The sequence below is a fragment of the Streptomyces apocyni genome, assembly GCF_009739465.1.
GTDB lineage: Bacteria > Actinomycetota > Actinomycetes > Streptomycetales > Streptomycetaceae > Streptomyces > Streptomyces apocyni.
In genome coordinates this window covers 57,600-78,133 of record NZ_WHOM01000052.1, presented here as the reverse complement: position 1 = coordinate 78,133, position 20,534 = coordinate 57,600, and the positions used below count along the sequence as shown (strand labels likewise).

The following is a 20,534-nucleotide window of genomic DNA, read 5'->3' as shown; positions in this document are numbered from 1 at the left end:
ACCGGCTCAGCGGCCGCAGGCTGTGGGGGCTTCGGGTGCGCACGAAGGGGTGGGTGCGTGCTTGCCCCGGCTTAGCGGCTACGGACGGTGGGGGGTTGGCCGGGCGCGTGAGCGGTGGGGTCGGGTGTGGGGGCCCGGCTTGACAGTTGCGGATGGTTGCGGGATGCGAGTGGTGGCGTTGGGGTGTGGCCTGCCTGTGTCGGTGCCTGCGGCCCCGGCTGGAGGCCGGCAGGGGGCAGAGGCCGAGGCGCGGCGGTCTGCTGTCGGCCGCCGCCCACACCCAGCCCGTGACGCCGAGCAAAGGCCGAGGGCAGGGCCCAGGGCCGGTGAGCCGAGCTGAGGGCTGCTCGGCGCCCCCATCCCACCCCTGCCGGACGTAAAAGGAGACTTTGGTACAGCAAGCCGCCCCTTTCGCCCGGCTTTTGGTGTACCAAAGTCGCACTTCCCTCCCCGACCTGACCCCACCAGCCCCACACCACAACGCCCCACCGGCCGGTGGCCGCCAGGCCGAGCGCCACTCCCACGCGCCACTCGCGCGCCCGGTCACCCCCACCAGCCCGCAGCCGCCAAGCCGGGGCAGCACCACCCACTCAGCCTCCGCGCGCACCGACCGCCCCCACGACCCGCAGCCGCTGAGCCGGGTCGGCACCACCCATCCCCCTCATGCGCACCGGCCACCCCCACGGCCTGCAGCCGCTGAGCCGGTGTCACACCGCCCTGCCCCTCTCATGCGCACACCAGGCCCCCACCACCCGCAGACGCTGAGCCGGTGTCGCACCACCCATCCCCCTCGTGCGCCCCAACAACCCATCCGCACCCGGCAGCGAGACGCGCGCCACTCCCCCACCTCCGCCGCCGCCTCCCCTGGGCCGTCCTCCCACAGCCTGCATAGCGGGGACGGGTCGGGTGTCAAGGGTGGAGCGACAGCGGAATCGGCGCAGCCGACGCGACCGTAGGGAGCGCCCTTGACACCCGGCCCGGCCCCGCGACCATCGAGACAAGAGGGCGGCCATCCCCGCACCCTCACGGACACTGGGTGGCCACGGCGTTGCCCCGGCCCCTTCGGGTTACCCCTTGAGGTGGGTGACGAAGGGGACCCAGGCGGTCGCGGGGAACATGAGGACCGGGCCGTGGCGGTGCTTGGAGTCCCGGACGGGGACGAGCCCGGGGAGGTCGTCGGCTACCTCGACGCAGTCGCCGCCTTCAGCGTTGCTGTAGCTGGACTTGCGCCACTGGCCGGCGCCGGGGAAGTTCTCAGCGGCCTCGCCCCGGTGCCCGCCGTTGCCGTTGGAGTGGATGGCATTCCGCCGAACTGCGGCCCTCAAATCAATCCCCTTCCCTGCCATTTCGGTAACACTCGGCCGCCTCCTCGATCATCTTCAGGGACGTCTGCGGCGGCAGCGCGGCTGCCCTGACGCGGTCGTAAGCCTTCATGTACCGCGTCACGAGCCCAGGATCATCGACGACCTCCCCGTGATACATGCCCTCGGTGTACATCAGAGGCGGGGCGTCGGCAAAGGTCATGAATCTGGTCGTGCCCGTCAGGAACGGATGCGCACCAGCGTTCCACGGGAGGATCTGTGGAACGAACCGACGGTGGCCAGCGACCTCGACGATGTGAGCAAGCTGCTCCGCCATTTCGTTGGCTCCGATGAGAGGCTGTCGAAGAATCGACTCGTGCAGGACAATCCACGACTCGGGCCCCTTCGGGTCCTCGTAGACCCAGGCGCGTTCACGGCGAGCAGCGATTTTCGCCGCAGTCTTGTCCGCGGACTCGTATGGATGTGCAGCACGGACAATTGCCCGAATGTACGGCTCCAGCTGCAACGGCCCCGGGATCAGAGCAGGGTCCCAGTGCTGAATCTCCACGGCACGCTCTTCCTGGCCCAGGACTTCCACGTAGTAGTCGGCGTGCCCCCTCCTCCGTGCCTTCCGCGCATCCTCACACCGCCGCCCGAAGAACCCGTCCGTGCGCAGCACCCGGTCCACATGGTGCGCCAGATCCTTCGGCATGCGCCGCTGGCCGCGCTCGATCTCGCTCAGGTACGTCGGCCCGTAGAAGCTGCCCTCGACCGTCTCCCGGAGGGTGAGGCCCAACTCCTCCCGCTTCCAGCGGAGTTCCTTGCCGTAGAACTCGGGGACGCTCGCTGAGCCGTCGATGTCCTTACGCGCAGCCACAGTTGACCGCCTTCCACCATGCGCTTCGTGGAGCCCGAACCCCTTTTACGGTACGCCGCACCACGTCAACCTGTGAGGGATTCGTCACGCAGCGCACAGGAAGGCGTCCCTCATGGACACCCCCATCAGCACTCCCACCGACACCGCCACCTGCGTGGAGCAGCTCCGCTCCGCGCTCGCGGAACACGGCATCAAGCTGCCCTCGCTCGGGCTCGACTGGCTCACGCCCGACCATCTCATCGCCCTCGGCAACTGCAACCTCGCCACGGCTCACGCCTTCGCCGAGGCGCTCAGCAAGACCAAGAAGGACATCTCGGCGTGAGGCCGTTCGCGATGGAGTTGCTTGCCTTGCCGAAGGCCGTCCCGGAAGCGCGCCGTGCCCTGCGCGAGCATCTCGGTGTCCCGTGCCCGGAAGCCGAGCTCTGCCTCAGCGAGTTGCTCGCCAACGTGATCGCTCACGTTGGCGAGGGGACCCCGGTTTCCGTACGCGTCGCCCGCGCGCAGGGGCGGACGAGGGTCGAGGTCTCCGACCCCGAGCCGCACGCCGACCCCGAGCCGCACGCCGGACCGGTGCCGCGTCGCCCCGGCATCGAGGACGAGACCAGCCGGGGCCTGCTCCTCCTCGACGACGTCGCGCCGCGATGGGGCGTCGAGGAGGAGCAGGCCCGGGGCAGGACCGGCTGGTGTGAACTGGCAACCGGGCCCTGAACCGCAGGGCGTCAGCCTCGGCTCACCGCCGCCAGGATCTCCGGCAGTCGCCCCGCCACCCGAGGCGCCGCGAACCGCAGGCCCGCCCACGTAAGCCCCGTGCCGTACAGCGCGCCCACCGGCAGCAGCAGCCACAGCCAGGCGTGGGAGTCGGAGACGTAGACCCAGATGGTCAGGGCCAGCATCGGTACGCACAGCAGGGCCGCCGCGATCATCCCGCCGAAGATGGAGGCGATGGAGATCCCGGCCTGTCCGGGCGCCACGTTCCGGTGTCCCTCCTGTGGGATGGAGTACGGAGCGAGGTACGAGGCCATCGATCCGAGGCCCAGCATCGCGCCGAGCAGGGCGAAGGAGACCCCGAGGGCCGGGAGGAACGACTGCCAGTCGTCGACGACCCACGCGGTCGCGCCGACGGTCAGGGTCGTGTACGGCAAGGTGACGTAGAGCAGCGCCAGTGCGCGGCCGCGGAGTTCGACGTATGCGTCACGCGTCGAGGAGATGGTCATGGCGACCATCCAGAAGGCCGAGGTGTCCTGGCCGAACTGGTTGTACATCAGCACGCCGAGCATCCCGGCCGCCATGCACGCCAGGTAGACCGAGCCGTTGCCCTGGAGCGCGTTGAAGAGGGGCACGATCAGGCCGATGGCGAGCGAGGACACCCAGCCCGCCCTGGTCTTCGGGTCGCGCCAGGCATAGCGCAGGGTGCGCTCGATGACCGTGCCGGTGCGACCGCGCGGCAGGACGCGCGCGAGGCCGTGGGCGGCGCGGGCCTTGTCACGGGTGGGCTCGGCGGCTTGGAGCGTGGAGCCGTCCGGTGTGGTCATCAGCCGGGTGAGGCTGCGGGTCCAGTGGGTCAGCAGCAGCACCAAGGCCAGTGCTGAGAGGGCGAGTTGGGCGAGCGCGGTGGCGTACGCGCCGTCGTTCACCGACGCGACCGCGCCGAAGGCGGACGCGGGCGGGACCCAGCTCAGTACATCGGCCACCGGGTCGAGCCGGTCCAGCCCTCCGGCCTCGCTGAGCTGCTGCGTGCCGAAGTTCACCAGCTGGATGCCGACCGCGATGACCACGCCGCTGAGCATGGCGAGGTCGCGACCCCTGCGGCTGGTCAGCAGACGGGTGTTGGCGGCGGCGATGGTACGGGACAGGGTCACGCAGAGCAGCAAGGTGAGGACGGCGGCGATCACGCCCGTCGTCACAGCAGCCGCACCGTGCGCCACGGTGACCACCGAGCCCGCCACCAGGCAGAGCGTGAAGAACGGGCCGATGCCGACCAGGGACGCCGCGAGCAGAGCCCGTACCAGCGGCTGTGGGCGCAGCGGCAACATCACCAGGCGAGTGGGGTCCAGGGTCTCGTCGCCGCTGGCGAAGAACAGCGGCATGAACGCCCAGCCGAGTGCCAGTACGGCCATCGAGAGGACGACGATGGTGGCCGCGTGCTCGTTGCCGCGCAGCAGGATCAGGCCCAGCACCTGGAGTGCGGCGAACAGCAGGGTGAAGACGATCGAGGCGATGTAGGCGGCGCGGCGGCCTCCGGACTGCCGCAGGCCGTTGCGGAGCAGGGAGAGCTTCAGCTGGATGAAGACGGGGGTGAGCGAGGCGGTGCCAGGACCGGTGGCGGGGGCGGGGGCGGAGGCAGTGCCGCCAGGCCCAGCTCCAGTCCCAATCCCAGCTCCAGTCCCAGCCTCAGCTCCCCCGCCGTCCGCGGGATGCGTGTCCGTGGTCGACGTCATCGCGTACCGCCGCCCAGCCAGTCCAGGGAGTGGCCCGCGTCGCGGCCGTTCGCGCCGACCAGTTCGAGGAAGGCGTCCTGGAGCGTGGGCGCCTCACCGCGTACCTCCGCGAGGGTGCCCTGTGCGCGGATGCGGCCCGCCGCCATCACCGCGACCCAGTCGCACAGCGACTCGACCAGTTCCATGACGTGGCTGGAGAAGACGACGGTGGCGCCGGAGGCGGTGTAGCGCTCCAGGACGCCCCGGATCGTCTGGGCTGACACCGGGTCGACGCCCTCGAAGGGCTCGTCCAGGAAGAGCACTTCGGGGTTGTGCAGCAGGGCGGCGGCCAGGCCGATCTTCTTGCGCATACCGGTGGAGTAGTCGACGACCAGCTTGTGCTGGGCGCCCGCCAGGTCCAGTACGTCCAGGAGCTGGGTGGCGCGCTTGTCGACCTCGTCGCCGGGGAGTCCGCGCAGACGGCCCATGTAGACGAGGAGTTCGCGGCCGGAGAGCCGCTCGAAGAGGCGCAGGCCCTCGGGCAGGACGCCGATGCGGGCCTTGACCTCCACCGGGTCGCGCCAGACGTCGTGGCCGACGATCTCGACGGTGCCTTGGTCGGGGCGGAGCAGGCCGGTGACCATGGACAGGGTGGTCGTCTTGCCCGCGCCGTTCGGGCCGACCAGGCCGATGAACCGGCCCGCGGGCAGTTCCAGATCAACGCCCGCGACGGCGATCTGCTCCCCGAAGCGTTTCCACAGGCCCGATACCCGCACCGCGGGCGGCTTCCCCGCGGTTTCCGCGACCGCCGCCTCCGTAGTCGCCGCCGCTGCCTGAGCTGTCGACTCGCCTGTCACCGCTCCCCCTTTGACGTCCTGATCGACGTACTGATTGACGTACTGACGTTCCGTCGGGGCGTGGTCCGCGCCCCGGTCAGCAGCCACGATACGGCCGGGGCGCAAACAGATCGAGCCGCGTGCGGTCAGCGGCGGCTCTCGCGGCCGCAGGCGTAGGCGAGCGGGCTGATCAGCTCCTCCGCGTCCGGCAGCCAGCGGTTGGCGGGCGTGGGGCGGCAGGCCCACTGCGCGGCACCGTGCGGCCCGAAGCGGGTGGGGGGCGCCGCGACCCAGCTGCCTTCGCCGAGCGCGGTCAGGTCCAGCGCCGCGGGCGGCCAGCCCAGTTTCCGTACGAGGTCAGGGGCCTTGGCGGCGGCGCCGGGCAGGACGAGGAACTGCATCCGGCGGTTCGGTGCCAGGATTACCGGGCCGAGCGTGAGCTCCATGCGCTCCATCCGGGCGAGCGCCAGGAAACCCGCCGTCTCGGGGACGTCGATCGCGTCGAAGGTGCGCCCGGTCGGCAGCAGGATGGACGCCTTGGGGTGCTTGGACCACAGCCGCCTGGCGACGGTGGCGCTGCCGGTCGCCTGAGTCGCCCAGTCCTCACGGGCCGGGTGCGCGCCGGGCGCCTCGCAGGAGCGGTCGCCGCAGGAGCAGTGTTCGACGCCGTCCTCGGGCTCCAGACTGGTGCCGGGGCAGACATCCCAATGCCGTTCTTCCGCGTATCGCACGGCGATGTCGAGCAGCTGCTCGCCGCGCTGCTTGGGGATCTGTGCGGCTCCGTTGCCGGTGATGGTGTCTTCCACGCAGAAGACAACTCCTGGCGTCACCTTGAGTTACGGGCGTCTCGTGCGCGGGTGCGATGCATCGATCCTGCATATGGGGCGCATGGGTGCACGGGCGGGGGCGCGCACGCGGATCGGCAGCGGGGGCGGGTAGCCAGGTGCAGGGGGGACGACCGTCCACGTTCCATGCTCACCGTTCCGCGCTCACCGTTCCGCGCTCACCGTTCCGCGCTCACCGTTCCGCGCTCGCCGTTCCATGCTCGCCGTTCCGCGCTCACCTTGGTCTTCGTCTCATAACAGGACATGCTCAGATACTCCCCGGCATACAAGTCACGAGAAGACATCTCCAGATACATCAGATACATCCTTGATGTCTTGCATCGTCCGTTTGAACGTTGGGCATTGATCATCGGGGATGCAGTCAACCGATGCACTCAGGGGGTACGCCATGGCCGCCAGGCCTCTCGTCGCACGCCAGCCGAACGAACGACTCCAGGCACTCATCCAGGAAGCCGGGTGTTCCAACGCCGGGCTGGCCCGCAGGGTCAACATGTGTGGTGCCGAGCACGGTCTCGATCTCCGCTACGACAAAACCTCCGTGGCCCGCTGGCTGCGGGGACAGCAGCCGCGTGGCCGGGCCCCGGCGATCATCGCCGAGGCGCTGGGCCGCAAGCTGGGCCGTACAGTCACGATCGACGAGATCGGGATGGCCAACGGCAAGCACCTCGCCTCGGGCGTCGGGCTCCAGTTCTCGCCCACCGTGCTCGGCGCGGTGGAGCAGGTCTGCGAGCTGTGGCGCAGCGACGTGGGGCGGCGCGACTTCCTGACCGGTTCGTCGGTCGCGGCGTCCGCGCTCGTCGAGCCCAGCCGGGACTGGCTGATCACGGCGATGGACACCCAGGTCGCCAGGGCCACGGGGCCACGCGTCGGCAAGGCCGACGTGGCGGCCGTGCAGGCCATGACCAGCGCGCTGGTGGAGTTGGACCACCAGTACGGCAGCGGGCAGGTGCGCCCGGTCGTGGTGCACTACCTCAACTCGGTGGTGTCCGGGCTGCTCGCGGGCTCGTACCGCGAGTCGGTGGGCCGTGAACTGTTCGCTGCGGTCGCGCGGTTGACCGAGCTGGCGGGCTACATGGCCGTGGACACCGGGCACCCGGGGCTCGCCCAGCGGTACTACATCCAGGCGCTGCGGCTCGCGCAGGCCGCCGGGGACCGGGGTTACGGCGGGTACGTACTGGCCGCGTCCATGAGTCACCTGGCCGCGCAACTGGGCAGTCCGCGGGAGATCGCCCAGTTGGCGCGGGCGGCACAGGAGGGGGCACGCGGGCGGGTCACGCCACGAGCGGAGTCGATGTTCTACGCGGCCGAGGCGCGCGGGCACGCGCTGCTCGGGGACGCGCGGGCGACGCAGGCGGTGGCGATGCGGGCGCACTCGGCGATGGAGCGGGCGGACGCGGCGTCTGCGGCCGGGGACGACCCGGTGTGGATCGCGCACTTCGACCACGCCTACCTGGCCGATGAGTTGGCGCACTGCCACCGCGACCTCGGGCACGCGGACGCGGCCTCGCGCAGCGCGCAGGAGTCGCTGGACGGGCACCCGGAGTCCCGGGTGCGGCGGCGGGCGATCGGGCTCGTACTGCTGGCGACGGCGCAGGTGCAGCAGCGTGAGGTGGAGCAGGCGTGCCACACGGGGACGCGGGCGGTGGAGCTGCTCGGCACGCTGCGGTCCAGCCGTGGTGCGGAGTATCTGGAGGACTTCAAGGAGCGGCTCGAACCGTTCCGGGATGAGTCGGTGGTCCGTGAGTTCGGGGCGCGGGTGGAGCTGATGGCCGCGTGAGGGGGTTCGGGCCTGCTCGTCCAGGGCGGATGAGGGCGGATGGGGGCGGACTCGGCGCGTACGCGGGGCTGTTGGTGGGCCTGTAGCAGCGCGTGGGGGGCCTGTCGTCTTACTCGGCGAGAGCTATCGGGTGGTACGTGGCAGCCCGCTGTGGCGACCCGGTAGCGTGAGCCGACGACTGAGCAGGTCCCCCAACGTAGGAGTCCCGGTGACGACGCAGAGCGGACAGGGCGAGGAGCCGCAGCTTCCGGCGGCGCGGCCCGCGCATGAGGGCGTTGTGCTGCCCGCCAGCGGTGGTGACCCCCGGGGCGCGTACGGGAGCCCTCGTGGCGCGTACGGGGACCAGAGCGGGTACGGGGACCAGCAGGCGGTACCGGCGGGCGGCCAGCCGTGGGGGGCGCCCTGGGGGCCCGCGCCGGCGCCGACGCCGACGCCGACGCCGACCGACCAGCAGGCGCAGCAGCAGCCACAGCCGCAACAGCAGGGGTGGGGCTCAGGGCCCTTGCCGCCTGAGGCGGCACCCGGGGCAGCTTCCGGGGCTGACGCCGATGCCACCCAGTACATAGCCCCCGTCCCGCCCACGGCCCCCGCCGACGAGGGGGCCACGCAGCTCATCCCGCCGGTCGGGAACGGGCCCGGCCCGTGGCAGCAGCCCGCGCCGAACGCGCCGGGCGCGCTGCCCCCCGAGGCGCCCGCCGACGCCACCCAGTACCTGGGGCGCGTACCGGCAGCCCCCGCGGCGGCGGGTACGGGAGGGTCCGACGCCGACGCCACGCAGTACATAGCCCCCGTGCCCGGCACCGCACCGGCACCCGCACCCGCACCCGCACCCGCACCCACGCACTCCCCCGCCGCCCCGCCCCCCGCCGCGCCCACGCCCCCCACCCGCGCGCCCTTCGGCATCCGCCCCGGCGCGCCGGGCGACCGGCAGCCACCCGCCGAGTTCGACAACCTCTTCCGCAGCGAGCCCGCGGAACGCGCGGAGCCCACAGGGCCCACCGAGCCCGCGACCGGCGCTACCCAGCAGATGCCGCGCTTCGAGCACCCGGACGCGAGCCCCGCCGCACCCCCGCAGGGCCGGGCCGCGGCCCGCAGGTCCGCCGAGGCGTCAGGACGCGGCCGTACGAAGTCCAAGGCGCCGCTGCTGGCCACGGCGTTCGGCGTGCTCGTCGTCCTCGGCATCGGCGGCGGCGCCCTGCTCAGCGGCGGCGGCTCGGACGACGACAGCGACGGCGACAACGACAAGGCGAAGACCGTCTCCGCGAGCTCACCGGACGCGGACCCGGACGAGGAGAAGGCGTCCCCGACGCCGACCCCCTCCCCCACTCCGACCACCGACCCGGCCGAGAAGCAGGCGATCGAGCTCGACAAGCTCCTCGCGGACAGCAACAACAGCCGCGCCGCGGTGATCCGCTCCGTGGAGAACATCAAGAAGTGCGACCGGCTGGGCAAGGCGGCGTCGGACCTGCGCGACGCCGCGAAGCAGCGCAACGGCCTGGTCACCCGGCTCAGCCAGGTCTCGATCGACAAGCTGCCGCGCAACGCCGAGCTGACTCAGCACCTCAACAAGGCCTGGAAGGCGTCCGCTTCAGCCGACCTGCACTACGCCAAATGGGCCGACCAGGTCGCGGCCAAGAAGGGCTGCCCCAAGGGCGAGGCGCGCGTTACGGGCCAGACCGGCGCGGGCAACCGCGCGAGCGGCGAGGCGACCCAGGCCAAGGAGCGGGCGGCCCGCCTGTGGAACGCGATCGCCGCCAAGTACGACCTGCCGAAGCGCAACAAGACCCAGCTCTGACACGGACAACCCGAGGCGGACAACCCGAGGCAGACAGCGGGAAAGCCGCCAGGCCGCCAAGCCGCGACCTCAGCTCGTCCGCTAGCTCGTCCGTTCCAGCGTCTTGGAGATGTCCACCGCCCCCTCGCGCGCCGCGACCAGCCGCCCACCGCGTACCACCTGAAACGTGACGTGCGCGTTCACCATGCGCGGGTACGAACGCACCGCGATGGTGTCCTCGAAGCGCCAGCTCAGCGGCGGCGTGAGATCTCCGGTCTGCACCCGCAGACCGTCGTTGAGCGCCCGGCTCACCGTCAGCCCCGAGACCTCCGAGCCGTCCCCGAGCGACTCGACGACCTGCCGGAAGACGCTGTACGCGATCCAGGTCGTCTGCACCCCCGCGTTCGCCGGGTCGATCCGGTTGTCGCCGAAGGCGTGCTCGCGGATCACCCTCCGCATCGGGTCCCAGCGCGCGTCGTTCGCCGCCGGGTACCAGCCGGTGAGGAAGGCGCCCTCGTACGGGCTGGCCTTGCCGCCCGTACGGTCCACCAGGGACTGGTCGACGCTGCCGACCACCGAGGAGATCCGTACGTCCTGGGAGTCGTCCTGGACCCGCCGGAAGGAGTCGATGAACGTGTCCGTGCGGCCGCCGAGCGCCACGGTCACACAGCCGTCGCCCGCCTGGTCGATGGCCTCCCGGGACTGTGGGGTGAAGGTGGTGGCGTCCTCGGCGGCGAGGATGTCGGCGGCCGGGCCGCGCTTGCCCTCGGCGAGTCCGGTGTTGAGGAGGTCGGGCAGCTTGTCGCCCGCGATCGTGTCGGGGCGCACCAGCGCGACGCGTTCGCAGTCGCCGGAGAGCTGTCGGCCGTTGCCCGCCATCAGCGCGGGCTGGCCGCCGTTGACGGGGTACGAGGCGGGGCTGGTGAACTCGGAGTTGGTCAGGCCGTAGCCGCCGATGTAGGGGATTCCGGCGGCTTCGAGCGGGGAGAGGAAGGCGCGGGCGTACTGGCTGTAGGAGCCCACGACCGCGACCGCGTTCTCGTCGACCGCGCGCCGGGCGCAGTTCGCGGCGCCGACCTTGTCGTTGCGGTCGTTGCAGGTGAGGACCTTGAGGTCGCGGCCGTGCAGGCCGCCGTTGGCGTTGATCCAGCGGGCGTAGGCCTTGGCCATCGCGGGTACGCCGGGTGCGTTGATCTCACGGGTTTTCTCGGGTGCCCAGGTCATGACCACGATGGGCCCCCTGGAGCCCCCCGTGGCTCCAGGGAGTACACCGCAGCCGACCGTCAGCGACGCACAGACCGCTGTGGCGGCCACGGCGAGGGCGGCGGACTTGCGCGGGCGGGGAAGCAGGGCACGCAGGGGAAGCAGAGCACGTAGCCGAACGGTCATGTCCACGCACCCTTCCGGTCTCCCGCGAACCGTCGTGTGACCTCGCGTCAACGCTCGGTGACGCGAGGGTGAACTACAGGGGCAGGTCGGGCAGCAAAATAGGGGAACGTACGATCGATGACCGTGCAAGGTTCGGAGAACTCTTCCCGTCGCGGCCGTCGCTCCCCCACCATGGGCGGCATGCCTTTGAACGACATGCCGTGGTGGCGCTGGCGCGGGAACGTGCGCTCGGCGCTGCACATGCTCTCCGACCCGGTCTTCCAGCAGCAGTGCTGGCTCGCCGGCCACGAGGGGTACGGAGACGTCACCGACGCCGTGTACCGGCTGGTCGAGGACACCTGGCTGGACAACTGGTCGGCCGAGCGGTACGTCGGCACGATCTTCCGGGACTCGACCGAGGCGGCGCTGGTCGATGTCGCCGTCCTGCGGGTGCTGAGGATCATGCACGAGGTCGGTCCTGACGCTCCGGTCTCGGCTTATCTGGAGCACCACGGGTGGCCGGAGGCGATACGCGCCGCGCGCGACGCCCATGTGCGGCTGGCGGTCAGCGACGGCGACGACCCGGACGCGGCGCCCAGCACCCTGGAAGTGCTGCGGATTCTGACCCGGTCGGCCTGAGCGCGTAGCCTGCTCGGCATGACTGAGCAGCCCGCGCCGCCCGCCGCCAAGCAGTCCGAGCAGTCCGAGCAGTACGTCCTCACGCTGTCCTGCCCGGACAAGCAGGGAATCGTGCACGCCGTGTCGAGCTACCTCTTCATGACCGGCTGCAATATCGAGGACAGCCAGCAGTTCGGCGATCACGACACCGGGCTGTTCTTCATGCGGGTGCACTTCTCGGCCGAGGCGCCGGTAAGCGTGGACAAGCTCCGGGCCAGCTTCGCCGCGGTCGGCGACTCCTTCCAGATGGACTGGCAGATCCACCGCCCCGAGCAGCGGATGCGGATCATCCTGATGGTGTCCAAGTTCGGGCACTGCCTGAACGACCTGCTGTTCCGGGCCAGGACGGGGGCGCTGCCCGTAGAGATCGCGGCGGTCGTGTCCAACCACACGGACTTCGCCGAGCTGGTCTCCTCGTACGGCATCCCCTTCCACCACATCCCGGTCACGAGGGACACCAAGCCGGAGGCTGAGGCGCGGCTGGTGAAGCTGGTGCGCGAGGAGAACGTCGAGCTGGTGGTGCTGGCCCGCTATATGCAGGTGCTCTCGGACGACCTGTGCAAGCAGCTCAGCGGCCAGATCATCAACATCCACCACTCCTTCCTGCCGAGCTTCAAGGGCGCCAAGCCCTACCACCAGGCGCACGCGCGCGGCGTGAAGCTGATCGGCGCCACCGCGCACTATGTGACGGCTGACCTCGACGAGGGGCCCATCATCGAGCAGGAGATCGAGCGGGTGGGCCACGCGGTGACGCCGGAGCAGCTGGTGGCGGTGGGGCGCGACGTGGAGTGCCAGGCGCTGGCGCGGGCCGTGAAGTGGCACGCGGAGCACCGCATCCTGCTGAACGGGCGACGCACGGTCGTCTTCACCTGAGCGCCTGTGTCACGTCCCCTCACATGCTGCTGAGTGACGCCGCGGCCGACAGCACGTCGTGGATCGCCTCCCGGTCTCCGTCCTGCCCGGCCGCCGCCTCCTGCGGCGACACATGACCCGCGGCCAGCTGGGCGAACTCCACGCTGTCCAGCGCTACGTGGGCCACCTCACGCTCCGACGACGCGGCCGCCCCCGGCGAGTCGAGGGCGATGAACCACTCGCCGCCGCCGAGGCCCTCCACCTCAAGCCGCACACTCCGCCCGGGCGCACCGGCCGCCACCAGCTGCCTGGACGGCGCCGCGAGCCCGGAGCGGCGGCGCGCGGCGAGCGCTGAGGGCAGCATCCGGGCGGCGAGGTCGAGCATCTGGTGGAGGTGCCGGGGCGCGGGCGGCTCATACGGGTAGTCCACCGCGTCCGCGATGTCGCCCGCGTGTACCCAGCAGCCGAAGGCGCGGTCCAGGAACGCGTCGCGCAGCGGCAGCCGGTCGGGGCGGCTCGGATGCGGGCCGTACGGCACGGACAGCTCGGCGGAGCCGCCGCCCGCGAAGGAGACCGTACGGACCAGGGTGTGGCTCTGCTCCCGCCAGGGGACGCGCACACTGCGGGTGGCCGGGTGGCGCGAGGCGGTCCAGTAGGCCTCGGTGCGCGCCTGCGGGGTGCGGGTGCCGTCCGGTGTGGCCGCGTCATCCAGCGGATCGTCAAGGCCGAGCGCGATGGCCACCAGGCCGTCCACGGTGAGCAGGTGGGCGATGACTCCGGCGACGGTCGTCCTGCGGTGCACCTGGTGCTCGTCCTCGTACCACTTCAGGCGCACGGGCGCGTGCCACTCGCCCTCGCCGATGTCCTGGAGCAGCGCGTCCAGGCGTGCGGTCTCCGCGTCATACGGAGCGGCCCATTCGGGTACGGGGATACGGGGCGGTCTGCGGTCCAGGCACCCGGCGAGCACGCGTGACCTCAGCCCCGGGTCGAGGTCCAGGCTGTCCTCGGGGTGCAGCAGGCCCACGGCGTCCCGCAGCCGCAGTGCCTCGTCCGCGCAGGGGCCGCAGTCGCCGAGGTGCAGCTCTACGGCCTCGGCCTCGGCGCACGAGCAGGCGGACAGCGCCCAGGCGCCGAGCATCGACTTCAGCACGCCGTGGTCGAGGTCGAGCCGGGGCGGCTCGGGCTGGTGTGGCGGCTCGGGCTGGTGTGGCGGCTCGGGCTGGTGTGGCGGCTCGGGCTGGTGTGGCGGCTCGGGCTGTTGGGGCGGCTCGGGCTGTTGGGGCTGTGGGGACTCCTGTGAAAGCGGCGAGGGCGCGGGCGGTGGCGATGGCGGCACGGCGTCGGGGAGTGGGCGGCCGGTGTCCTCCACCGAGGAGCGCGGTGTCGGTATCTGCGGGCGCCCCGGGCCCTGGGCGCCGGGCTGCCCCGCGCCGGAGCCGTCACCGCCGCATCCTCCGGCTCCCTCGCCCGTGGGCTCGAACGGGTCTGCGTTCACAGTGCTGTCCCATAGCCCGGGGGCGGTGCCGCCGCTGGGCGTGGTTCGTTGGCCGTGGAGAGCAGTTGCAGCCCGAGCCGGAGTCGGCGTCGCGCCTCGTCCTCCGTCACGCCCAGGTCGGTGGCCGTCTGGCGGTAGTCACGGCGCTGGAAGTAGGCGCTCTCCAGTGCGGCCCGCAGCGGCGCGGGCATCGACGTCACGATGTAGTCGGCGCGGGCCGCGGCCGAGGCGCGCAGGACCTTGCGCTCCAGGTCTTCCGTGGTCCCGGCGCCGCCGTCGGCGAGCGCGGCGGTCTCGGTCTGCCGCAGGCGGCGCACCGCGTGCCGGTGGGTCAGTCCGGCGACCCAGGAGCGCAGCGAGCCCTGCTTGGGTTCGTACTCCTCGGGGTTCTCCCAGACCTGGGCGAAGACCTCGCGGGTGACCCGGTCGGCCGCGGCGTCGTCGTCCAGCACCCGGTGGGCCAGGCTGTGCACCAGTGACGCGTAGCGGTCGTAGAGCTCCCCGAGCGCGGCCGCCTCACCGCGCGCGAGCCGCTGCTGCATCTTGCGGTCCCAGCGGGGTGGTGCGTGCTTGGCCATGAGTCCCCTCCCCTTACGCGCTCATCCTGCCTCGCCCTGCGATCATCTTGGCCCTACCCCGTCATCCCGAATGTAGTGGGCCGGTACGACAACGCACGACGCTTTGACCCAATGTGCTCCCCATGTGCTCCCCACCTGCCGATAAGACCCCAGGCAGGAGTGACCGATCTGGACCGTCGTAGATCGATTCAGCGCAAATGTGATAGGCCTTCCAAGGTGCCCTGGTGGCATCCGAGTTTTACGAGGCGGCCGCAGGGCAGCCGCGCAGTGAGGAAGCGAAGGGAACGCTTCCGGGTCCGGCAAGCGAGGGGCATGACGTGACGCTCAGAGTGACCGAAGGCGAGCAGAGCGGCTGGGTCGTCGTGCGCGTGTCCGGCGAGATGGACCTGGCGACCTCGCCGATGCTGCGTGCGCGCGTCCACAACGCGGTCGCCGACGGTCGGCGCGATCTCGTCCTTGACCTCTCCGAGGTCCAGTTCTGCGACTCCAGCGGGGTGGGTGTGCTGATCGCGACCCGCCGTCTGATCCGCTCCTGCCAGGGCAATCTGCGGCTGATCCTCCCGGCCAAGGGCGCGGAGGACGGCTCGCACGTCAACCGGGTGCTCGCGGCCCTCGGCGTACGCCGGCTCTTCGAGGTCTACCCGGATGCCGAGGCGGCGGTGGACGACGGGGCGAGTCCGCTGTCGGCTTGAGGACAGGCTCTGAGGGCGCGGACGGTCCCGCTCTGAGGGCGCGGACCGTCCCGAGAACGCAGACGACCCGCGGGCTCGGGTTCCCCCTGAGGGGAGCCGGCCGGACGTACCGGCGAGCCCGCGGGTCGGGTGACTGCTTGGGATTGGGCCGGCTGCGCGCATCGATCACGCGCTGGTCCGGCACCGCACAGAGTGCGACAACAGGCCGCTAGCCCGCAGTCACCTCACGCGTCCGGTTTCCATACATCTGCCGAACCACCTCCCTTCTCGTGTACCTCACAGCCTAGGAACGGCCGTCGACTCCCCACAAGCGAATTTCCAAGGCGCAACGATTTCCGGGAACGAGGTGTGGGCTGCGTCACGTTCGAGTTGAATGATCTGTGTACCTCGTACCGCACATGCCGATTGGTGGACTCGTCCCGCAGGGGGTGAACAGGTGAGTGCTTCCCAGCCCAACGGAACCACGGACTCCCTGGGCTCAGGAAACCCCGAGCCCCAGCCCGAGCCCGACCCCGAATCCGCCCCCGAATCCGCCCCTGACCCTGACGGCCCCGGCTCCGACGACCTGCTCGCCGCGCTGCTCGACGGCATGGACGCAGCACTGTGCGCCTTCGACGCGGACGGCGTGGTGACGCACTGGAACCGCGAGGCCGCGCGGATTCTGGGCTGGTCAGCCGATGAGGCGGTCGGTCGGCAGGGCTTCGCCGGATGGGCGGTGCGCAGCGCCGACGCCGAGGAGGTGGAGGGGCGGCTGCTTTCCGCGATGCACGCCCCAGGACGGCAGGTCCACGAGTTCGCGCTGCTGACCAAGGACGGCGGGCGCGTTCTCGTACGGACCCAGTCCGCCGCCGTACGAGGGCCCGACGGGAAGCCCGCCGGGGTCTACTGCGCGTTCAGCGAGGTGCACGCGCAGATCGACCTGGAGCGGTCGATCGCGCTGAGCGAGGCGCTGCTTGAGGACGCCTCCTGGGGGGTGGTGCTGGTCGACGTCGATCTGCGGCCCGCGGTGGTCAACGCCCACGCGGCGCAGGCCCTGGGAGTGGGGCGTACGGCGGTGCTCGGACGCCCGCTCGGGGAACTGATCACCCAGGGCGTGGAGGAGCTCGAGAGCGCGCTGGCCCACGTACTGGCGGAGGGCGCACCCCCGGCGCCCGCGGACCTGTGGGTGTCGGTGCGGACCGACGAGGGTGAGCGGCGGCGGTGCTGGCGTAGCGGCTTTCTGCGGCTGGCGTCGCCGCTCACGGAGGAACCCGTTCCGCTGGGGGTCGGCTGGCTGTTCCAGGACGTCACGGAGTCCCGCCAGGCCGAGCAGGAGGCGGCGCGGCTGCGGTTTCGGAGCAATCAGCTGCACCGGGCGGCGCGGGCGGCCGCGGAGTGCGAGGACCCGTCGGAGGCGGCGACGGTTCACCTGGACTTCGCGCTCGCCGGGTTCGCGGACCACGCACTGGTCGATCTGGCGACGGAGGCGGAGCCGGATTCCCCGCGTCTCGTACGGGTCGCGGCCTCGCCCGGCGGGGCGCCGGGGCCGGTCCAGCTCGCGGGCAAGGCGGGCCTTCCGGTGCGCTACCCGGACGGCCATCCGGCCCTCCAGTGTGTGGCCCGCGCGGGTTCGGTCCGGGCCAGCGCGCGTACGAACAAGGCGGGGACGCCAGCCAAGGCGGGGACGCCAGCCGAGTGGGCCGCGGCCCGTCAGTGGCCCGCTGGCACCGAGCACGCGCTGTGTACGGTGCTGCGCAGCCGGGGCCGGACGCTGGGCGTTGTCACGTTCCTGCGCGGCTCGAGCCGGGGCCCGTTCGAACGCGCGGACTCGGTGTACGCGGAGAGTGTGGCAGCCCGGGTCGCGTCGGCTCTGGACCTGGCGGCGGAGTAGGGGGCGCGGGCATGCCCTGCTGGCTGTCCCCGCTGACTGTCGCTGTTGGCTGTCGCTGGGGGCGGTCAGTGGCGGTAGAAGACGCGGTCGCCGTATTCGTTCAGGACGCGGCCGTTCCACTCGTGGCCGCCGTCCACGTTCCCGGAGCGCAGGAGTGGCGGGTCGATGCCGCGGGCCGCGAGCTCGCCCGCCGCGGTCGCCATCACGGCCTGAAGCACGGCGCCCGTGACGACGTTAGACGCGGGGCCGAAGGGTGCGCTGACGCCCTCGGCGGTGAGTTCCGCGTCGCCGACCGCGATCTTGTTGTCGATGACGACGTCACAGTGGTCCTTGAGGAAGGTGCCGGAGAGATGACGGGACTTGGTCGCCGTCACGTACGCGACAGACGTCACACCGATGACCTTTAGGCCCAGCGCCCGGGCGTTCATCGCCATCTCGACCGGCAGGGCGTTCCGCCCGGAGAGCGAGATGATCACCAGGACGTCACCGGGCCGCGCCGGGCTGGTGTCCAGGACCGCGCCCGCGAGCCCGTCCACCCGCTCCAGCGCCGAGCCGAGCGTGGCGGGCATGACGTCGACGCCGACCGTGCCGGGGACCGCCAGCAGGTTCATCAGGGCCAGCCCGCCCGCGCGGTAGACGATGTCCTGCGCGCAGAGCCCGGAGTGCCCGGCGCCGAAGGCGAACAGCCGACCGCCCGCCTCGACGGTGTCGGCGAGCAGCGTGCCAGCCGCGGCGATGGTGTCGGCCTCTTCGGTACGGACCCGCTCAAGCAGGCCGATCGCGGCCTGGAGGTACTGGTCCGCCAGCTTGGTGTCGCCCGTCGTGCCCGTCTCGCCTGTCCCGGCCATTTCGCCCCTCACGCAGGCCCCTCTTCCGTGGTGTCGCGGATCACGTTGCGGTCTGTACCAGTGGCCTGTCAATACGGCCTGCCCCCGGTACGACACGGTTGTCAGTGGGATGCGTCAGAATTGGTGAAGGCGGGTTAGCGCGACGATCGCAAATCAAGGGGCACGTATGTCCGGACTGATCGACACGACGGAGATGTACCTCCGCACCATCCTCGAGCTGGAGGAGGAAGGTGTGGTCCCGATGCGTGCCCGAATCGCCGAGCGGCTCGACCAGAGCGGCCCGACGGTCAGCCAGACGGTGGCACGCATGGAGCGGGACGGCCTGGTGGCCGTGGCGAGCGACCGACACCTGGAACTCACCGACGAGGGCCGTCGGCTGGCCACGCGCGTGATGCGCAAGCACCGGCTCGCCGAGTGCCTGCTGGTCGACGTGATCGGCCTGGAGTGGGAGCAGGTGCACGCGGAGGCCTGCCGCTGGGAGCACGTGATGAGCGAGGCGGTGGAGCGGCGGGTCCTGGAGCTGCTGCGGCACCCCACCGAGTCGCCGTACGGCAACCCGATCCCGGGCCTGGAGGAGCTGGGCGAGAAGGCCGAGGCCGACCCGTTCCTGGACGAGAACATGGTCAGCCTCGCCGACCTGGACCCGGGCGACGAGGGCAAGACGGTCGTGGTGCGCCGGATCGGTGAGCCGATCCAGACCGACGCGCAGCTGATGTACACGCTGCGCAGGGCGGGAGTGCAGCCGGGCGCCGTGGTGAGCGTGACGCAGGCGGCGGGTGGCGTACTGGTGGGCAGCAGCGGGGAGGCGGCGGAGCTGGAGGCGGAGATCGCCTCGCATGTCTTCGTAGCCAAGCGCTGACCACGGAACCAGCCACTCCTACCTCAACCAACCCGCATCTGCGGGGACTTGGCGGTACGATTCCAAGATTCACTGCGCAGAATCGCAGCGGCCGGACATTTTGCGTGCGAGGCTGTGGCGTGAGGCATATGACCGAGGGTTCCTGACCGGGTGGGGGCGGCGTCCAGCCGCACCTGCCCGCGCGTGCGCCCACGCGGTCGAGGGAGGGACGGGACGATGTCGCGCAGAATCCGTAGCCGTAGCCGTAGCCGCCACAACGACGCACCTCACGCAGAGGGCCCCGGCGCCTCGCGGCGCCGGGGCCTGTCCTCCCCTGTGCTGACCCGGAGCCCCGAGCTCCCAGGGTCATTCCCCTCGGACCGTTTTCCCCGAGCGGCCCGCCTCCCGCAGAAGATCTCCCCTCGGCTACGCCGATCAATCCTTGAGCACGGTCACTCGAACGAGGGGTGTTGCCACCAGAAACCGCATTCCCGAACGGAAGTTCGATAACGTGCCCCTACGGTGAGGCGTACGGGATGAACACGGAACGTGAGCCCGCAGTCAGGGGGGTGCCAGAACAGATGGTGCGGCGTATCGAGGTAGCGGGAGCAGGCGGCGTACGGCTGGCCGCCTGGGAGTTCGCCGACCCACCCAAGCCCCGGGAGGTCGACCGATCACCCGGCGTGTTGTTACTGCACGGGCTGATGGGCCGCGCCTCGCACTGGGCGGGGACCGCCCGCTGGCTCGCCGAGCGCCATCGCGCGGTCGCCCTCGACCAGCGCGGCCACGGCCAGAGCGACAAACCCCCACAGGGCCCGTACACCCGCGAGGCCTACGTGGACGACGCCGAGGCCGCACTGGTCCAGCTCGGCCTCGCCCCCGCCGTCCTGATCGGCCACTCCATGGGCGCCCTCACGGCCTGGCAGCTCGCCGCCCGCCGCCCCGACCTCGTCCGCGGCCTGATCATCTGCGATATGCGCGCCTCCGCGCTCGGCGCGGCCTCACAGCGCGAGTGGGAGGACTGGTTCAAAACCTGGCCGGTGCCCTTCGCCACGCTCGCCGACGTCCGCAAGTGGTTCGGCGAGGACGATCCGTGGGTGGAGCGCCCCAATCCGGCGCGCGGCAACTTCTACGCCGAGGTGATGGCCGAGTACGAGGACGGCTGGCACCCCGTCTTCTCCCGCGACCAGATGCTCGCCTCGCGGGCCACCTGGGTGTACGACGCGCACTGGGAGGAGCTGGCGCAGGTGCAGTGCCCCGCGCTGGTGGTGCGGGGCCTGGACGGCGAGCTGGGGCGTGCCGAGTCCCAGGAAATGGTGCGTGTCCTGCCCCGTGGCGCGTACGCGGAAGTGCCGGACGCGGGCCATCTCGTCCACTACGACCAGCCTGAGAGCTGGCGCGCCGCCGTCCAGCCGTTCCTGGACGGCGTACTGACCAGCTGACGCGGGAGCGCGGGACCGCAGAACCGCGAGGCCGGGCGTTGGGCGG

At 71.4% G+C, this 20,534-nt stretch carries 19 protein-coding genes; 10 read left to right on the top strand and 9 right to left on the bottom strand.

Going from position 1 to position 20,534, the window contains the following annotated elements; translation table 11 throughout:
* Positions 1-1,067 precede the first annotated feature (1,067 nt).
* Entirely contained in the window at positions 1,068-1,325 is a 258-nt protein-coding gene (locus GCN81_RS14610) for a DUF397 domain-containing protein (protein ID WP_325065107.1), read from the bottom strand.
* 1 nt (position 1,326) lies between these two features.
* Positions 1,327-2,178 (bottom strand): helix-turn-helix domain-containing protein, encoded by an 852-nt coding sequence (locus GCN81_RS14605; RefSeq protein ID WP_156725022.1) that lies wholly within the window; start codon positions 2,176-2,178, stop codon positions 1,327-1,329.
* Between the two features lie 112 nt (positions 2,179-2,290).
* On the opposite strand from GCN81_RS14605, the gene GCN81_RS14600 reads away from it, so the two are divergent.
* Together GCN81_RS14600 and GCN81_RS14595 are read left to right on the top strand one after the other, a co-directional pair.
* Positions 2,291-2,500: a hypothetical protein gene (locus GCN81_RS14600; protein WP_156725021.1), complete on the top strand. Its 210-nt coding sequence runs from the start codon at positions 2,291-2,293 to the stop codon at positions 2,498-2,500.
* Positions 2,497-2,886, top strand: coding sequence for an ATP-binding protein (locus GCN81_RS14595; RefSeq protein ID WP_231626719.1), 390 nt, complete (start codon positions 2,497-2,499; stop codon positions 2,884-2,886). The genes GCN81_RS14600 and GCN81_RS14595 overlap by 4 nt, the downstream gene beginning before the upstream one ends.
* A gap of 11 nt (positions 2,887-2,897) precedes the next feature.
* On the opposite strand, the gene GCN81_RS14590 is transcribed toward GCN81_RS14595, so the two are convergent.
* From GCN81_RS14590 to GCN81_RS14580, 3 genes are all read right to left on the bottom strand, one after another.
* A complete protein-coding gene (locus GCN81_RS14590) occupies positions 2,898-4,616 on the bottom strand; it encodes a transporter (RefSeq protein WP_231626718.1) in 1,719 nt (572 codons plus the stop codon).
* Positions 4,613-5,371, bottom strand: a complete 759-nt coding sequence (locus tag GCN81_RS14585; RefSeq protein ID WP_156725059.1) for an ABC transporter ATP-binding protein — start codon at positions 5,369-5,371, stop codon at positions 4,613-4,615. Before GCN81_RS14585 ends, GCN81_RS14590 begins: the two co-directional genes overlap by 4 nt.
* A 206-nt stretch (positions 5,372-5,577) precedes the next feature.
* Positions 5,578-6,237 carry a bifunctional DNA primase/polymerase gene (locus GCN81_RS14580; protein ID WP_156725020.1) on the bottom strand — a complete coding sequence of 220 codons (660 nt, stop codon included), beginning with the start codon at positions 6,235-6,237 and terminating at the stop codon, positions 5,578-5,580.
* A gap of 427 nt (positions 6,238-6,664) precedes the next feature.
* Between GCN81_RS14580 and GCN81_RS14575 the strand changes: the two genes are divergently transcribed.
* Both GCN81_RS14575 and GCN81_RS14570 read left to right on the top strand, forming a co-directional pair.
* The gene (locus tag GCN81_RS14575) at positions 6,665-8,053 is read left to right on the top strand and encodes a transcriptional regulator (RefSeq protein ID WP_156725019.1); all 1,389 of its coding nucleotides are present in this window, start codon (positions 6,665-6,667) and stop codon (positions 8,051-8,053) included.
* Positions 8,054-8,261: 208 nt separating this feature from the next.
* Positions 8,262-9,848, top strand: coding sequence for a hypothetical protein (locus GCN81_RS14570; protein ID WP_156725018.1), 1,587 nt, complete (start codon positions 8,262-8,264; stop codon positions 9,846-9,848).
* Between the two features lie 81 nt (positions 9,849-9,929).
* Here the strand turns inward: GCN81_RS14570 and GCN81_RS14565 are convergent, their stop codons facing one another.
* Positions 9,930-11,216 carry an ABC transporter substrate-binding protein gene (locus tag GCN81_RS14565; RefSeq protein ID WP_156725017.1) on the bottom strand — a complete coding sequence of 429 codons (1,287 nt, stop codon included), beginning with the start codon at positions 11,214-11,216 and terminating at the stop codon, positions 9,930-9,932.
* Between the two features lie 117 nt (positions 11,217-11,333).
* Here GCN81_RS14565 and GCN81_RS14560 point away from each other — a divergent pair, with 117 nt between their 5' ends.
* Both GCN81_RS14560 and purU read left to right on the top strand, forming a co-directional pair.
* The gene (locus GCN81_RS14560; RefSeq protein WP_156725016.1) at positions 11,334-11,834 is read left to right on the top strand and encodes an SCO4402 family protein; all 501 of its coding nucleotides are present in this window, start codon (positions 11,334-11,336) and stop codon (positions 11,832-11,834) included.
* 18 nt (positions 11,835-11,852) lie between these two features.
* Positions 11,853-12,746, top strand: a complete 894-nt coding sequence (purU, locus tag GCN81_RS14555) for a formyltetrahydrofolate deformylase (protein ID WP_156725015.1) — start codon at positions 11,853-11,855, stop codon at positions 12,744-12,746.
* Between the two features lie 19 nt (positions 12,747-12,765).
* Here purU and GCN81_RS14550 read toward each other — a convergent pair whose 3' ends face one another.
* On the bottom strand, positions 12,766-14,220 hold the full coding sequence (locus GCN81_RS14550) for a maleylpyruvate isomerase mycothiol-dependent enzyme family protein (protein WP_407697968.1): 1,455 nt from the start codon (positions 14,218-14,220) through the stop codon (positions 12,766-12,768).
* Entirely contained in the window at positions 14,217-14,798 is a 582-nt protein-coding gene (locus tag GCN81_RS14545; protein WP_156725014.1) for an RNA polymerase sigma factor, read from the bottom strand. The genes GCN81_RS14550 and GCN81_RS14545 overlap by 4 nt, the downstream gene beginning before the upstream one ends.
* A 317-nt stretch (positions 14,799-15,115) precedes the next feature.
* On the opposite strand from GCN81_RS14545, the gene GCN81_RS14540 reads away from it, so the two are divergent.
* Together GCN81_RS14540 and GCN81_RS14535 are read left to right on the top strand one after the other, a co-directional pair.
* Entirely contained in the window at positions 15,116-15,490 is a 375-nt protein-coding gene (locus GCN81_RS14540; RefSeq protein WP_156725013.1) for an STAS domain-containing protein, read from the top strand.
* 436 nt (positions 15,491-15,926) lie between these two features.
* A complete protein-coding gene (locus tag GCN81_RS14535) occupies positions 15,927-17,360 on the top strand; it encodes a PAS domain-containing protein (protein WP_156725012.1) in 1,434 nt (477 codons plus the stop codon).
* Between the two features lie 65 nt (positions 17,361-17,425).
* Here the strand turns inward: GCN81_RS14535 and GCN81_RS14530 are convergent, their stop codons facing one another.
* Complete coding sequence (locus GCN81_RS14530; RefSeq protein ID WP_156725011.1) at positions 17,426-18,208, bottom strand: SIS domain-containing protein; 783 nt, start codon at positions 18,206-18,208, stop codon at positions 17,426-17,428.
* 166 nt (positions 18,209-18,374) lie between these two features.
* Here GCN81_RS14530 and GCN81_RS14525 point away from each other — a divergent pair, with 166 nt between their 5' ends.
* Both GCN81_RS14525 and GCN81_RS14520 read left to right on the top strand, forming a co-directional pair.
* Positions 18,375-19,067, top strand: coding sequence for a metal-dependent transcriptional regulator (locus GCN81_RS14525; RefSeq protein WP_156725010.1), 693 nt, complete (start codon positions 18,375-18,377; stop codon positions 19,065-19,067).
* Positions 19,068-19,627: 560 nt separating this feature from the next.
* On the top strand, positions 19,628-20,488 hold the full coding sequence (locus GCN81_RS14520) for an alpha/beta fold hydrolase (protein ID WP_156725009.1): 861 nt from the start codon (positions 19,628-19,630) through the stop codon (positions 20,486-20,488).
* Positions 20,489-20,534 lie beyond the last annotated feature (46 nt).

Excerpts from the sequence above, each read along its gene's own strand:
- GCN81_RS14600 (WP_156725021.1), top strand. The coding sequence starts at position 2,291 with ATGGACACCCCCATCAGCACTCCCACCGACACCGCCACCTGCGTGGAG.
- GCN81_RS14590 (WP_231626718.1), bottom strand. The coding sequence starts at position 4,616 with ATGACGTCGACCACGGACACGCATCCCGCGGACGGCGGGGGAGCTGAG.
- GCN81_RS14575 (WP_156725019.1), top strand. The coding sequence starts at position 6,665 with ATGGCCGCCAGGCCTCTCGTCGCACGCCAGCCGAACGAACGACTCCAG.
- GCN81_RS14565 (WP_156725017.1), bottom strand. The coding sequence starts at position 11,216 with ATGACCGTTCGGCTACGTGCTCTGCTTCCCCTGCGTGCCCTGCTTCCC.
- GCN81_RS14560 (WP_156725016.1), top strand. The coding sequence starts at position 11,334 with ATGACCGTGCAAGGTTCGGAGAACTCTTCCCGTCGCGGCCGTCGCTCC.
- purU (WP_156725015.1), top strand. The coding sequence starts at position 11,853 with ATGACTGAGCAGCCCGCGCCGCCCGCCGCCAAGCAGTCCGAGCAGTCC.
- GCN81_RS14545 (WP_156725014.1), bottom strand. The coding sequence starts at position 14,798 with ATGGCCAAGCACGCACCACCCCGCTGGGACCGCAAGATGCAGCAGCGG.
- GCN81_RS14530 (WP_156725011.1), bottom strand. The coding sequence starts at position 18,208 with ATGGCCGGGACAGGCGAGACGGGCACGACGGGCGACACCAAGCTGGCG.
- GCN81_RS14525 (WP_156725010.1), top strand. The coding sequence starts at position 18,375 with ATGTCCGGACTGATCGACACGACGGAGATGTACCTCCGCACCATCCTC.
- GCN81_RS14520 (WP_156725009.1), top strand. The coding sequence starts at position 19,628 with ATGGTGCGGCGTATCGAGGTAGCGGGAGCAGGCGGCGTACGGCTGGCC.